Below are 13,366 nucleotides of genomic sequence, written 5' to 3'. Positions count from 1 at the left end.
CAAGAAATATTCTTAAGCGACTAAATGTAAATATAGATCCGGAAGCGATTGTTGGGGGATTATCGGTTTCTCAACAGCAATTAGTAGAAATCGCTAAAGCGCTTTCTATCAATGCTAAAGTTTTGATAATGGATGAACCTACTTCTGCTCTTACGTCGGAGGAGATTGAGGATCTTTTCGATATAATAAGGAAATTAAAAAAAGAAGGTTGCGGTATCGTATATATTTCGCATCGTTTAGAAGAACTTCAATATATCGCAGACCGCGTTATCATTATGCGCGATGGCAGATATATTACTTCCATGGATTTTAAGGATACGACGATGTCCGAAATAATCTCTTATATGGTTGGACGGGAAATCAAGGATAGGTTTCCCAGAATCGATTGCCAACGCGGTAAAAAGATTTTTGAAGTCAAGAATCTCAATGCAGGAAGGCTTGTGCGTGATATCAATCTTGAGATATATGAAGGCGAAATTGTAGGCATAGCAGGATTGATGGGCGCGGGAAGAACTGAAACTACCAGAGCGATTTTTGCTGCCGACCCAAAGGAATCGGGACGGATTTTTGTGGATGGCGAAGAAGTTGTAATAAACAGCCCTCGAGATGCAATTCGTTCGGGTATAGTGCTTGTACCGGAAGACCGTAGAAAAGATGGCTTATGTGTTAAGCTTAGCGTCAGAGAAAATATAGCACTGCCTAATCTCGATATTCTTTGCAAAGATTTCGGTGTCGTCAATCGCAAGAGAGAATATGAAATGGCAGAAAATACGGTCAGGAATTTAAACATCAAACTGCCGAGTATAGAAGTGACTGCTGCCTCTCTCTCAGGCGGAAATCAACAAAAGGTCGTTGTCGGTAAATGGCTGGCGCGAAATTCCCGAATAGTTATTTTCGATGAACCTACTAGAGGAATAGACGTGGCAGCAAAAGTGGAAATTTATAACCTTATGAACGACTTGAAACGGCAGGGTATTGGCGTATTGTTTGTGTCATCGGAAATGCCGGAGATAATGGGTATAAGCGATAGGATAATAGTTATGTGTGATGGAAGGATTACTGGTGAATTATATTCCGGCGAAGCGACGGAAAATCTTATTATGGAGTATGCGACCAAGTTTGAGTCTAAGCTCACACAGAAGCAAGCTATATAATGTATTTACAAGATTATAGTCAGGAGTATTGAAGATGGAAAACTCGAAAAAAATGAATCTATGGGAAAGATTAGTTTCCATTCGCGGGAGGGGACAGGTTTTAACCGGCACTATTGGTCTGATAGCATTATTCTTGTTGTTTGGCTTTTTGAACCCGTCGTTTTATTCCGCTCGAAATATCGGGAATTTGCTTCGCCAAATTGCTCCGATACTAATTGTCGGTATTGGCCAAGGTTATGTGCTTATTACCGGAAACATCGATTTGTCTATAGGCTCGGTTATAGGCATGAGCACTATGATAGCTGCGACTTTAATGACAAAGGGTATGGATCCATGGACAGCTGTACTGGTTACCCTTATATCCTGCCTTGGGATTGGCGTACTGAATGGTGCATTGGTTGCAAAATGCAAACTGCCGCCATTTATCGCTACGCTAGGTACCATGACGATTGCTCGCGGTATTGCTCAGATAGTTAATAACAACTATAACACCGATGCTATAGGAGAAGCGGCGCAAGGATTTCGAGACTTTTTCTATTATGGCGATGTGGCGGGGATATATAACACGATTTGGATAGCTTTGGCTATGTTTTTGGTATTTAACTTTATTTTAAGTAGGACGCGTACCGGCCGTTATATTTATGCCGTAGGAAGCAATATTGAGGCGGCTAAGCTATCCGGTGTAAATACAGACATGACTGTGATCATTGTCTATGTTATAAGCTCATTTTGTGCTGCGGTAGTTGGCCTTATAACATGTGCTACGGCGGGCATGGGCACTATGGATGCCGGTACTATGTATGAAATGTATGCGGTAGCCGCGGCTGTTATCGGCGGTATATCCACACTGGGTGGTCAAGGCATTTTGCTGGGAACTGTCGTTGGCGCAGCTATATGGGCGGTACTTCAAAACGGCCTCCAGTTCGCGGGAGCTCCGGTGGCCATACGCAATATCGTTATAGGTACGATTGTCGTTGTATCTGTTTTACTCGATGTGGTCATTCGCACGGGTAGGCCGAGGAAAAAAGTCGTCGTGGACGAAACGATACCCATACAAAAGGCGAATTAAAGCATATATGCTTTAATTAATAAATAAAAATTTTTGGAGGTAATTTGCATGAGGAAGAAAATTGTAGAGGTTTTATTGTGTGCGGTTTTATTGGTTAGTGTTTTGGCAGGATGCAGTAGTCAGGATAATCCTGGGACGACTGGCGAAGATAATGCTAATAACTCTGCCGGTAATGTGGCAGAACAAAATGAAGGCGAAAAATATAAGGTTATCCTTATCACTATGGACAGTACGGACCAGCATTGGGTTGCTGTCGATAAGGGGGCCAAAAAGGCGGTTGAGGAACTTGGAAATATCGATTATAAATGGATGGCGCCCGACAAAAAAGATGATGCTCAGCAAATAGAGCGAATAAATAATGCGGTCGCCGATGGTGCTGATGCCATTGCGATTGCGGCAACCGGGCCGGATGCTGTTGTGGCAGCGCTGGAAGAAGCAAAGGAGAAAGGCGTAAAAATTGTTTATATAGACTCTCCGGCCAATACCGAGGCATATGCGACTTTTGCGACGGACAACGAGGCGGCTGGTAGAACAGCGGGCGAACAAATGATCAAAGCTCTGGAGGCGGCCGGTAAAAAAGATGGGAAAATCGGCATCGTGAATGTAAATTCTGCGACGACTTCCACGGTTTTGCGAGAAAAAGGTTTCCGCGAAGCACTGGAAGGGAAAGGCTATACATTGCTTCCAGTCCAATACGGCGAAGGCGATGCGATAAAAAGCCAGGATATAGCAGACAATTATATTACTGACGGAGTAGTTGGTATTTTTGGTACCAATGAGGGTTCTACTGTCGGAGTCGGCAATGCCATAAAAGCGTATGGGCAAAAAGATATAGTGGGCGTTGGCTTTGATAAGTCTGATGCGATACTTTCATTGGTTAAGGAAGGCTGGCTATATTGTACTATAGTGCAAAACCCCGAAACTATGGGATATGAAGGCATAAAGGCCGCAGTAAAAGCCATTGAAGGCGAAACAATCGATAATCCAAATGTTGATACAGGAGTGTCTGTTGTAACCAAAGACAACGCTGACAGCGTTCAATAAGAATCACATCTTTTTATCCACAAATGCCGGCGGTATCTGCGATACGCCGGCATTGTATTTCATTAAGCCGGCCCTCGTATTTTTTATACTATCGAGTTTATCGTCTATATTATGCATCATATGCTCGAGCAGGTGACGGTTGTCTTGGTCTATGCTCTGTATCTGCTCGATGATATCGGCTATTTCACGATCGAAACTATCATCGCTTATGGCATCTACGGTATCCATGCAGCGCTGCCTCTCGGCTATAAGCTGCCGGAGCTCTTCTATGTCGTTTTTTTCTATGGCCGAGCGCTGCATAAATGCTATATCCTTTATTTTAAGCATAAGTGCCTTTTTTTGTTCTAAATAAGACATGGCATCATATACCCGCGTACTCTTGCTGGCGATACTGTTTGACAGCCTGAGCCCATGTTTGACGTATATCGTTTATCAGTTCCAGGCTCTGATCGAGGAGTTGCTTGTCTTTTTTTATATTGGCATTTATGAGGCAATCGTTTATAAACTCATACAGGCTGTACAAGCTTTGTGATATCTCGTAATCCGGGTCAAGGTCGGCCATCAGCTCGGCCATGATATCCTCGGCCTTTATTATAGCATCATGTGCCTTTTGCATATCTTTCTCATCTATATATCCTTTAGCCTGCTTTATAAACTTTATAGCTCCGTCATACAGCATAAGTATCAGTTCGCCCGGGCTGGCCGTCATGATACTGCTTTGCCGATACTGCTGATAAGGATTGTTTAAAGCCATTATCTATCTATGACCCCTTTCGTTATCTGTCATTGTTGGAAGGCACCTAATTGTTGGGCCAACCATGCGCTTTGGGAGTTCATCTGGTTCAAAGCCTGCTCCATAGCCGTAAATTGCCTGTAATAACGGTCCTCGATATCCATCAGGCGCTGCTCCATATCGCTTATGCGTGTATCCATATCGCTCATCTGCAGGCCCAATATGCTGTTGTCTACTTTGAACAAACTGTTGCTTTGACCGGCTTTATTCGTAATAGTGTCTATCGTATTGCCCAGTATGGTATATAAGCGCTGAGCTATGCCGGATTCATTGAAAGCCTGCTCTTTATCATCTTCAGCATTAACATCGTATGTCTTGGTAAAGAGCTCTATAACGCTGTTGATATCATTGGATACGACATCGCGCAGCTTGGTTTCATCTATGTAAAGATGGCCATTTTCATACCATTGACCGGACGTTATGCCTATCTCGGACATAGAATCAAGCACGTTGCCTGTGCCTTCTACCTTACTGGATATGGCATTTCGCATATCATAATATGCTTTGTACAGTATATCATCGCCGTTTAACAGGCCGCTTTTAGCCTTTTCTTCCCATTGCTCGATCTCTTTTTCGCTCATGGCATCTTTCTGCTCGTCAGTGAGCGGCGGATAATCCCTGTAGCGTTTCTCGGTCAAAGAGGTATTTATTTTATCCATAAGGTCGTTATACTGTGTTACAAAGTCCTTTATTTCGTTCACTATGGCGTCGGTATCCTGCTGTACCGATATGGTGGCCGACCCTGTGCTTTTGAGCGAAAATGTGACGCCGTTTAAGGCAAATGTGTTGGTCTTGCGCGATGTGCTGAGGCCGTTTATGGTAAAAGCTGCATCTTGCCCATCGGTTACAGCGTCTACGTCCAATTCCATAACGTCGGTCAGGAAGTTTGTACTGTCGCTGCTAAATTCTATGTCGGCGCCGGCAGCATTATTATCGCCGGTATATTTCGATGTTAAGACTATCTTATCGCTGGCTGCGTCATAGAATCCTGTCAGACCTAAATCGGGATTCTTTTTCTGTATGGACGATATAACGTCCTGCAGGCTTTGTTCTTCAGGCTTTATTGTAAAGGTTTCGCTTATGGCATTGCCGTCCTGGTTGTAAGTGGTTATGGAAAACGTAATATCGCCGTTATACAGTTCTGATACACCTGCCAATCGACCTTCCCTTATCATTTGGTTTATGGATTCGTTTATATCGACGCCCTGCACCGTTGATTTGACCGAACCGCCCGCCGGCACGTTAAAACCGAGTTTGCTCAATGCGCTGTCGCCATCGACCGGCATAAGCTCAAAGGCGGTGGTTGAGCCGGCCACAAAGCGGAGCGCATTGTTGGATGCCGCGAATACCTGTATATCATTTTCAGTTATGCCGAGTTCGGTGGCCTTGCCGTTTATGGCCGCCTGTATGTCTGCCGCAAGAGCGCCGACGGTGTCATAAGTTTTTTTGGTATCGGCAAGTTCTATATCCGCTGTATTGGATCCGACCTTGAGCTGAAATGAATTGGATGAAGAATCTATAACCACAGGTGCGGTTATGCTCTGGCCAGTCAGCACGTTTTTTTGATTGGATATGTCCTCGGTGCTTATGGCTCTGGTCGACGCCGCCAATTGATTGATATTTATATCATAGACCGAACCGGTGGCCGATCCGCTTGCCGTAGCCGTTGCCACCGATTCGTTCGATGATGTGGTCTTATTTGTCAGGAAACTGCCCTGCAGACGCATATCGGACACCTGATTGCGAAAGGCCAATAATGCGCTGTTTATATCCCGGTATGCAGCCTGCGTCCACTCCATTATCTGCCGATTTTGTTTCATGCGGTCCAAAGGCAAGCGCTCCACCGTCATAAGCTGCTTTACTATGCTTTCCGTATCTATGCCTGACGCCAAGCCGCTTACCCTGAATGTATTTATAGGATTCAGATACACAATAAATCACTCCGTTCTACTACCTTTGCTTTTATTTTCGGCATAAAACGGAGGGGGCTTTATAGGTATTTACTTCAGTTCGCGGCTTATCTCATCTATAACCTTGTTGACTATATCGCTTATAGGCACGTCCATGCTGTCAGCCTTGTCGCGGCGTTTGAATTCCACCATGCCGCCGCTTATCTTTTTGCCTACGGTAATGCGCATGGGTATGCCTATCAGATCTGCGTCGTTGAATTTGACGCCCGCTCTTTCATCGCGGTCATCCAGCAATACCTCAATGCCTCGGCTGGTGAGCTCATCGTGTATGCTTTGTGCGGCCTGTATCTGCTCGGGCTGATAGTTGCTGGCGACTACGATGATGACATGATACGGCGTTACGCTCATGGGCCATATTATGCCCTTGTCATCGTGGTGCTGCTCTATTATGGCGGCTACCGTCCTGTTTATGCCTATGCCGTAGCAGCCCATGATTATAGGTTGTTCCTGTCCGTTTTCGTCCAGATATGTGGCGTCCATCGCTTCGGAATATTTCGTACCGAGCTTGAATATGTGGCCTACCTCTATACCGCGGGCTATACTTACCGGCCGTCCGCATTTAGGGCAAGCGTCGCCGACCTCTATATTCCGTATGTCGGCTACGATATCAGCCTTAAAGTCTCTGCCGTAATTTACATTTTCATAATGATAGCCGGTTTCATTGGCGCCTATTATAAAGTTTTTCATATTGGCCACCTCGTCATCCACCACCAGCGCGTCGACATTTATATCTATAGGGCCGGCAAAGCCGACTTCGGCGCCGGTGGCGTTCTCCACCGTATTGCGGTCGGCCATCTGCACATCCGAGGCTTTGAACAGATTTTGAAGCTTGGTGACATTCACCTCGCGGTCTCCGCGCAGCATAACCGCTACGACTTTGTCATCTATCAGATATATAAGCGTTTTGACAAACCGCTCGGCGGTAACATTGAAGAAGTGCACCAATTCATCCACTGTTTTAACATCCGGCGTGGAAACCTTCTTTATTTCCTTCTCGGCCTCATCTATATGAATCGGACGGTTTACGCAAGGAGCCTTCTCCACATTAGCCGCGTATCCGCACTCATCGCAGTAGGCGACCTCGGCCTCGCCGACATCGGACTGGACCATGAATTCATTGGAGTCTTTGCCGCCCATAGCGCCGGTGTCGGCATCCACCACCCAGTATTTGAGGCCGCAGCGGTCGAATATGGCGCAATAGGCATCGTACATCTTCTTATATGATACATCCAGCCCGTCCCAGTCTTTATCGAAACTGTAGGCATCTTTCATTATGAATTCGCGTGAGCGCATGACGCCGAAACGTGGCCGTTTCTCATCTCTGTATTTGGTTTGAATCTGATACAGGTTAAAGGGCAACTGTTTATACGATTTTATTTCGTTGCGCACTATATCGGTGAATATCTCCTCGTGCGTGGGGCCGAGGCAGAATTCGCGCTCATTTCTGTCCTTTAATTTGAACATTTCAGGACCAAATACGTCCCAGCGCCCGGTTTCCCTCCATAATTCGGCCGGCAGCAACGCCGAGGCCAATATCTCCTGCGCGCCGGTTTTATCCATCTCCTCGCGCACGATCTCCTCGACCTTCTTGAGCACGCGCTTGCCCAGCGGCAGATAATTGTATATACCGCTTGCCAGCTTGCGCATAAGCCCTGCGCGGAGCATAAGCTGATGGCTGGGTATTTCAGCCTCAGATGGGGTCTCGCGCAGTGTTGTAAAAAACATTTCCGACATTTTCATATGTAAATATACCACCTTTATCGCAAATAATCGCTTATTATTATACCATAGGGAAAAGAAAATAAAAAATTTTTTAATAAATCTATTGCTTTTCGGGAACAATGGTTGTATAATGAATCATACGCGATAAAGTCGCGTAGTAAAAACTTATAAGCGAGGGGATTTATTCCATGTATGAAGACAAAGTATTAGTGTGCAAGGATTGTGGCCGCGAGTTCGTGTTCACAGCCGGAGAGCAGGAATTCTATGCTGAAAGGGGTTTCCAAAACGAACCCGCTAGATGCAAAGACTGCAGAGACTCCAGAAAAGCCAACAGAAGAGGCGGCAGCATGTCATCGAGGCAGCCACGCCAGATGTACGATGCGGTATGCGCAGCGTGCGGTGCACCTACTAAGGTTCCATTTGAACCGAGAAACGATAGACCAGTTTACTGCAGTGATTGTTACCAAGCGCGCAGATAGGTAATCCCCAAGCTTAATGGTTTCCCATTTAAGATAGAGGGTTGATTTGGTCTACAAGGCCATGCTTTCGAGCATGGCCTTTAAATTTTTTCTTATACAGCTACTATAGCTACTATAATATGTAAATAAAAGTGCTTTTAGTTGACATTTTTCCTCCATACACATGGTTATCCACAATTTAAATGGCGAAAACCAGTGTTATCAACAGAGTTACGCACATTATCCACAGTTTTTATATACACATATCATTTGCAAATCTAATTGATTTTCTATTCATTATAACGTATAATTATGCTTGATATTATTGAATAAGGAGCTGGAGAGATGGTTAAAAAACCCTTTAACATTATATTTATATTAATAGCTACGGTGTTGGTGGCAACAATGGCGGTCGGTTGCAGCGGCAGTATCGATACTATGCAGCGCATAAATGACGATGGCCAAGTTATAATGGGTACAAATGCGGCATTTCCGCCGTTTGAGATGCGCGAGGGCGATGCTGTTGTGGGTATCGATGCCGAGATAGCTCAAGCCATAGCCGACAAAATTGGAGTAAAGCTTAAGATAGAGGATATGGATTTCGGAGCGCTGCCATCGGCATTGAAGAGCGGCAAGGTCGACTTCATAGCGGCGGGGTATACTATAACGCCGGATAGACAAGAGGAAGTGGACTTTAGCGATACATACTTCAAAGCCGTGCAGGCTATTGTAGTGCTGAAGGATAACGATACTATAAAGATGGCAGAGGACATGAACGGCAAGACAATAGGCGCTCAAGAAGGGACTACTGGCGCCGATCTTCTCAGGGCGGAGGACAGCCCGTATAAGGATGTCACGTTAATGACATATAGCAAGGGCGCCGATGCTGTGCTGGATCTTAAGAATAAGCGCGTAGACGCCGTGGTGTTGGATAATTATACATCTATGGCTCTGGCTGAGCTTAATCCTGAGATAAAGCTGCTCGATGAACCGGCCGCACCTCCGGAAGAATACGCTATAGCGGTAAGGAAGGGCGATACAGAACTGCTTCAGACTATAAATGATACATTGAAAGAGCTGAAAGACAGCGGGAAACTGGACGAGATATTCAAAAAGTATATACCTGATTATAGAGCGGAATGACCACACACAGAAACGAGAAATAGCTGGCGGTCGGTTGATCGCTGGCTATTTCACTGTATAAGGAGGAATTTTATTGGACGGGCTTTATAATGCCATATACAAGAATTTTATACGCGATGACCGATATATGTATATACTCAATGGCCTTAAAATCACCATCATAATAGCGCTGGCAGCGGCTGTGCTAGGCATGGTCATAGGCGTTGTGATGGCGCTGGGCAAGACATCCAAAAATAAAATATTTAAGGCATTGGCGTCGACGTATGTTGAGCTCATAAGGGGTACGCCTACCGTGGTGCAGCTTTTGATCATATATTATATAATATTCGGTAGTACAGCGGTGCCTAAACTGATGGTGGCTATAGTGGCCTTCGGCATAAACAGCGGCGGTTATGTAGCCGAGATAGTAAGAGCCGGTATACAGGCCGTGGATAAAGGTCAGATGGAAGCGGCACGGTCGCTGGGTATGCCTTATGGCATGGCTATGCGCCATATAATCATGGCTCAGGCTTTCAGAAATATATTGCCGGCGTTGACGAATGAATTCATAACGCTGCTTAAAGAAACATCGGTATCCGGTTTCATAGCATTGGACGATTTGACCAAGGGCGCGGATATTATACGCAGCATGACGTTTGATCCGTATACGCCGTTGCTTACGGCGGCAGCCATCTATCTTGTATTGACAAACCTCATATCGTTTATATTCGGCAAGATCGAAAGGAGGATGAGAATAAGTGAGCAATGAAGACCAGGTTATGATAGAGACGGTGGAGCTATGCAAAAATTTCGGTGAACTCGAGGTATTAAAGGGTATCACCACAAAGGTCAATAGGGGCGAGGTGATAAGCATAATAGGCCCCAGCGGTTCGGGTAAAAGCACGTTTTTGCGCTGTATAAATCTGCTTGAGGAACCTACGTCCGGCGAGGTATATATAGAGGGCATATCGGTTATGGAGCATAAGAAGGACATAAACAAACTCCGCCAGAAAGTGGGCATGGTATTTCAGCAGTTTAATCTTTTCCCCCATCTTAAGGTGATAGATAATGTGGCATTAGCCCCCATTAAGGTCAAAAAGCTGGATAAAGAAGCTGTATATGCCAGAGCGCGACAATTGTTGGCCAGGGTAGGGTTAAGCGACAAAGCGGAAGCATATCCGGCTCAGCTTTCAGGAGGGCAGAAGCAGCGTGTGGCAATAGCCCGCGCTTTAGCTATGGATCCTGATGTCATGCTGTTCGACGAGCCTACGTCAGCATTGGACCCGGAGATGGTGGGAGAGGTGCTCGATGTCATGAAACAGCTTGCCAAGGATGGCATGACCATGCTGGTGGTAAGCCATGAGATGGGTTTCGCGCGGGAAGTCAGCGACCGCGTGCTGTTCATGGATGCCGGTATAATAGCTGAGGAAGGCACGCCGGCTCAGATATTCTCTAATCCTCAGAATGAAAGGACCAGGGCTTTCCTGGGCAAAGTACTGTAATCCTTGAATAATGCCGTATTATAGTATAAAATATAGTTAGAAAGAATCAAAGGAGGATGATGGCTATGCGTATAATTATCAGCGGCAAAAACATACCTATTACCGATGCGTTGCGTGCTATGGTAGCTAAGAAGTTGGGGAAATTCGACAGATATTTCGATGAGGACACCGAGGTCCGTGTGGTCATGTCTGTAGAAAAAAACCGTCATATAGTTGAGGTGACCATACCCTTAAATGGAACCATATTACGCGCGGAAGATTATTCCGATGATATGTACACATCCATAGAAGGCGTGCTTGAAAAGCTGGAGCGCCAGATCCGCAAGCATAAGACCAAATTGGAGAAACGCATAAAAGAGGGCGCTTTCAAGTACGAAGAGCCTATATTCGACATAGAGGCCGAACCGGAGGAATTGGAAGGGTACGAAGTGGTGAGGACCAAGAGATTTGCCCTGAAGCCAATGTCGATAGAGGAAGCCATAACGCAAATGGAATTGCTGGGCCATGATTTCTTCGTATTCAATAATGCCGAAACAGAAGAGGTAAATGTGGTATACAGGAGAAGAAACGGAGGCTACGGCTTGATAGAGCCGGAATACGCCTGATATGACAGGTACGATAGTTAATGCCCTGGCCATAGTGGCCGGGGCATTTTTGGGCAAAATTATAAAAGGCGGATTGCCGGATAAATATAAAGACATCGTCATGCAGGCCATAGGCATGGCCGTTATAATCATAGGCATATCCGGTGCGCTCAGATTTACCGGCATAGATTCAAAGGCGCTGGGCGTAGACCCTATGCTTATGATGGTGATAAGCCTCGTAATAGGCGGTCTTGTGGGCGAGTGGCTTAAGATAGAGCAGAGGCTGAACAGCATGGCAGCCAGGTTGCAGTCGAGGTTTTCAGGCGAGGGGACATTTGCGCAGGCATTTGTGACAGCCAGTCTGGTGTATTGCGTAGGGGCCATGGCCATCATGGGTTCGCTGGAGAGCGGTTTATCCGGCACGCATCAGACGCTGTTTGCAAAATCTATATTGGACGGTGTCACGGCGGTCATTTTTTCATCCAGTCTCGGTATAGGCGTGGCGTTTGCCGCTATACCGGTATTCATATATCAGGGGGCCATAACGCTGTCGGCTGCGGCGCTCAAAGACGTACTTACACCTCCGGTTATAGAATCCATGTCGTCGATAGGCGGCGTGCTCATAATGGGCATAGGCATAAGTCTGCTGGATATAAAGCGCATAAAGATAGGCAATCTATTACCGTCCATATTCCTGCCGCTTATATATGAACTGATACGCCGAATGCTGTAAGGCCATATAATGTATGGCTGAAAATTTTGATCCGCATACAGGTTGTGGGAACTGTGATCCGCCTTTTGCCCGGACAACAAGTGTTTGTTTGCTTTATTTATGGGATTTTTCGGATTGGAGTGAATTGGCTTGAAAAAATATCGGGGAGAACTCGGTTTGATTGTAACAGCGATGATCTGGGGAGGGGGATTTGTTGCCTCGAAAGCAGCTTTGGAAACGAACCTTACGCCTTATCAAATTACAGGGATTCGCTTTTTGATCGGTACGCTTTTGCTTTCTGCGGTGTATTACAAACATTTCAGGAAAATGAATCTAAGGGTTTTGTTTTCAGGTATGCTGCTGGGATTCTTTCTTTGTGTGGCGTTTGCTTTGCAAACCATGGGGTTGCAATATACAACCGCATCAAAAAACGCTTTTTTAACATCAACCAATGTTGTAATGGTGCCTTTTATCGGCCTGATACTTTTTCATGAAAAAATCGACGCCTATGGAATCATCGGAGGCTTTCTCGCCGCCGCAGGCGCTGGCGTACTGATGCTCAACGGCGCGTTTACCGTTAACATAGGGGATGCGCTGACGCTGCTTTGTGCAGTTTTTTTTGCCTTCCATATTTATTGCGTTGGCATTTTTGTGAAGACATGCGATGTTATTTTACTAACGATTGTACAATTTGCTTTTGCATGCATTTTTTCGCTTCCGCTGATGCTTATTTTCCCGGGCGGGCAGAGCTTGATTGGCGTCAACGGTATGCTTTCGCTGCTTTATCTGGGTGTGCTCAGCACCGGCGTTGCGTTTCTGCTGCAAAATATATCTCAAACATTGACAACTTCTACGAGGGCTGCGATAATATTATCCAGTGAGTCTGTTTTTGGTTCGTTGGCTTCTGTCTTGTTTTTAGGAGAAGCGCTGACTATCCGAACGGTTCTAGGATGTTTCATGATTATTGCAGCAGTGTTGATTGTTGAAACAAAACTGCCATTTTTAAATAGCGTAAGGATCACAAAAAACACATTGTGTCGAAATGTAGATAGAGAGTAGTTCATGGCTTTAATAACGAATGGATTATATTAGGAGACGAAGATGCGCTTGAATTTATGGCACGCTGGTGTTATAATTATAATACAAGATATCGGGGTGTAGCGCAGTTTGGTAGCGCACATGCTTTGGGAGCATGGGGCCGCGGGTTCAAATCCCTCCACCCCGACCACCTTAAAA

Annotated in this window: 14 protein-coding genes and 1 tRNA gene; 11 read left to right on the top strand and 4 right to left on the bottom strand. The window is 45.6% G+C overall.

Features of this window, described 5'->3' with window-relative positions; all coding sequences use genetic code 11:
- From JG770_RS03635 to JG770_RS03625, 3 genes are all read left to right on the top strand, one after another.
- Nucleotides 1-1,154: sugar ABC transporter ATP-binding protein (locus tag JG770_RS03635; protein ID WP_291955338.1), on the top strand; the 1,154-nt coding region annotated here is incomplete at its 5' end.
- A gap of 34 nt (nucleotides 1,155-1,188) precedes the next feature.
- Nucleotides 1,189-2,223 (top strand): ABC transporter permease, encoded by a 1,035-nt coding sequence (locus JG770_RS03630; RefSeq protein WP_291955335.1) that lies wholly within the window; start codon nucleotides 1,189-1,191, stop codon nucleotides 2,221-2,223.
- Between the two features lie 48 nt (nucleotides 2,224-2,271).
- A complete protein-coding gene (locus JG770_RS03625; RefSeq protein ID WP_291955333.1) occupies nucleotides 2,272-3,267 on the top strand; it encodes a substrate-binding domain-containing protein in 996 nt (331 codons plus the stop codon).
- Nucleotides 3,268-3,270: 3 nt separating this feature from the next.
- Here the strand turns inward: JG770_RS03625 and JG770_RS03620 are convergent, their stop codons facing one another.
- The 4 genes from JG770_RS03620 to JG770_RS03605 form a co-directional block, all read right to left on the bottom strand.
- Complete coding sequence (locus tag JG770_RS03620; RefSeq protein ID WP_291955330.1) at nucleotides 3,271-3,594, bottom strand: flagellar protein FliT; 324 nt, start codon at nucleotides 3,592-3,594, stop codon at nucleotides 3,271-3,273.
- Nucleotides 3,595-3,628: 34 nt separating this feature from the next.
- Nucleotides 3,629-4,021, bottom strand: coding sequence for a flagellar export chaperone FliS (fliS, locus tag JG770_RS03615; protein ID WP_291955327.1), 393 nt, complete (start codon nucleotides 4,019-4,021; stop codon nucleotides 3,629-3,631).
- A gap of 29 nt (nucleotides 4,022-4,050) precedes the next feature.
- Nucleotides 4,051-5,991: a flagellar filament capping protein FliD gene (fliD, locus tag JG770_RS03610; RefSeq protein WP_291955324.1), complete on the bottom strand. Its 1,941-nt coding sequence runs from the start codon at nucleotides 5,989-5,991 to the stop codon at nucleotides 4,051-4,053.
- Nucleotides 5,992-6,060: 69 nt separating this feature from the next.
- Complete coding sequence (locus JG770_RS03605) at nucleotides 6,061-7,770, bottom strand: proline--tRNA ligase (protein ID WP_291955321.1); 1,710 nt, start codon at nucleotides 7,768-7,770, stop codon at nucleotides 6,061-6,063.
- A gap of 170 nt (nucleotides 7,771-7,940) precedes the next feature.
- Between JG770_RS03605 and JG770_RS03600 the strand changes: the two genes are divergently transcribed.
- From JG770_RS03600 to JG770_RS03565, 8 genes are all read left to right on the top strand, one after another.
- Complete coding sequence (locus JG770_RS03600) at nucleotides 7,941-8,231, top strand: zinc-ribbon domain containing protein (protein WP_291955318.1); 291 nt, start codon at nucleotides 7,941-7,943, stop codon at nucleotides 8,229-8,231.
- Nucleotides 8,232-8,555: 324 nt separating this feature from the next.
- Nucleotides 8,556-9,353 (top strand): basic amino acid ABC transporter substrate-binding protein, encoded by a 798-nt coding sequence (locus tag JG770_RS03595; protein ID WP_291955316.1) that lies wholly within the window; start codon nucleotides 8,556-8,558, stop codon nucleotides 9,351-9,353.
- A gap of 73 nt (nucleotides 9,354-9,426) precedes the next feature.
- Entirely contained in the window at nucleotides 9,427-10,101 is a 675-nt protein-coding gene (locus JG770_RS03590; protein WP_291955313.1) for an amino acid ABC transporter permease, read from the top strand.
- Between the two features lie 10 nt (nucleotides 10,102-10,111).
- The gene (locus JG770_RS03585; RefSeq protein ID WP_291955341.1) at nucleotides 10,112-10,834 is read left to right on the top strand and encodes an amino acid ABC transporter ATP-binding protein; all 723 of its coding nucleotides are present in this window, start codon (nucleotides 10,112-10,114) and stop codon (nucleotides 10,832-10,834) included.
- Between the two features lie 65 nt (nucleotides 10,835-10,899).
- Nucleotides 10,900-11,439, top strand: a complete 540-nt coding sequence (gene raiA / locus JG770_RS03580; protein WP_291955310.1) for a ribosome-associated translation inhibitor RaiA — start codon at nucleotides 10,900-10,902, stop codon at nucleotides 11,437-11,439.
- A 1-nt stretch (nucleotide 11,440) separates the two neighbouring features.
- On the top strand, nucleotides 11,441-12,151 hold the full coding sequence (locus JG770_RS03575; protein ID WP_291955308.1) for a DUF554 domain-containing protein: 711 nt from the start codon (nucleotides 11,441-11,443) through the stop codon (nucleotides 12,149-12,151).
- Between the two features lie 129 nt (nucleotides 12,152-12,280).
- Entirely contained in the window at nucleotides 12,281-13,189 is a 909-nt protein-coding gene (locus JG770_RS03570; RefSeq protein ID WP_291955306.1) for a DMT family transporter, read from the top strand.
- 92 nt (nucleotides 13,190-13,281) lie between these two features.
- Nucleotides 13,282-13,358, top strand: a tRNA-Pro gene (locus JG770_RS03565).
- The last annotated feature ends 8 nt before the right edge of the window (nucleotides 13,359-13,366 follow it).

The sequence above is a fragment of the Mahella sp. genome, from assembly GCF_020054945.1.
Lineage (GTDB): Bacteria > Bacillota > Clostridia > Mahellales > Mahellaceae > Mahella.
The sequence above is the reverse complement of the archived record's forward strand: the minus strand, read 5'-3'. Positions and strand labels throughout refer to the sequence as shown.

Excerpts from the sequence above, each read along its gene's own strand:
- fliS (WP_291955327.1), bottom strand. The coding sequence starts at position 4,021 with ATGGCTTTAAACAATCCTTATCAGCAGTATCGGCAAAGCAGTATCATG.
- JG770_RS03595 (WP_291955316.1), top strand. The coding sequence starts at position 8,556 with ATGGTTAAAAAACCCTTTAACATTATATTTATATTAATAGCTACGGTG.
- JG770_RS03575 (WP_291955308.1), top strand. The coding sequence starts at position 11,441 with ATGACAGGTACGATAGTTAATGCCCTGGCCATAGTGGCCGGGGCATTT.
- JG770_RS03605 (WP_291955321.1), bottom strand. The coding sequence starts at position 7,770 with ATGAAAATGTCGGAAATGTTTTTTACAACACTGCGCGAGACCCCATCT.
- JG770_RS03585 (WP_291955341.1), top strand. The coding sequence starts at position 10,112 with ATGATAGAGACGGTGGAGCTATGCAAAAATTTCGGTGAACTCGAGGTA.
- JG770_RS03630 (WP_291955335.1), top strand. The coding sequence starts at position 1,189 with ATGGAAAACTCGAAAAAAATGAATCTATGGGAAAGATTAGTTTCCATT.
- JG770_RS03620 (WP_291955330.1), bottom strand. The coding sequence starts at position 3,594 with ATGCTTAAAATAAAGGATATAGCATTTATGCAGCGCTCGGCCATAGAA.
- JG770_RS03625 (WP_291955333.1), top strand. The coding sequence starts at position 2,272 with ATGAGGAAGAAAATTGTAGAGGTTTTATTGTGTGCGGTTTTATTGGTT.
- JG770_RS03600 (WP_291955318.1), top strand. The coding sequence starts at position 7,941 with ATGTATGAAGACAAAGTATTAGTGTGCAAGGATTGTGGCCGCGAGTTC.
- raiA (WP_291955310.1), top strand. The coding sequence starts at position 10,900 with ATGCGTATAATTATCAGCGGCAAAAACATACCTATTACCGATGCGTTG.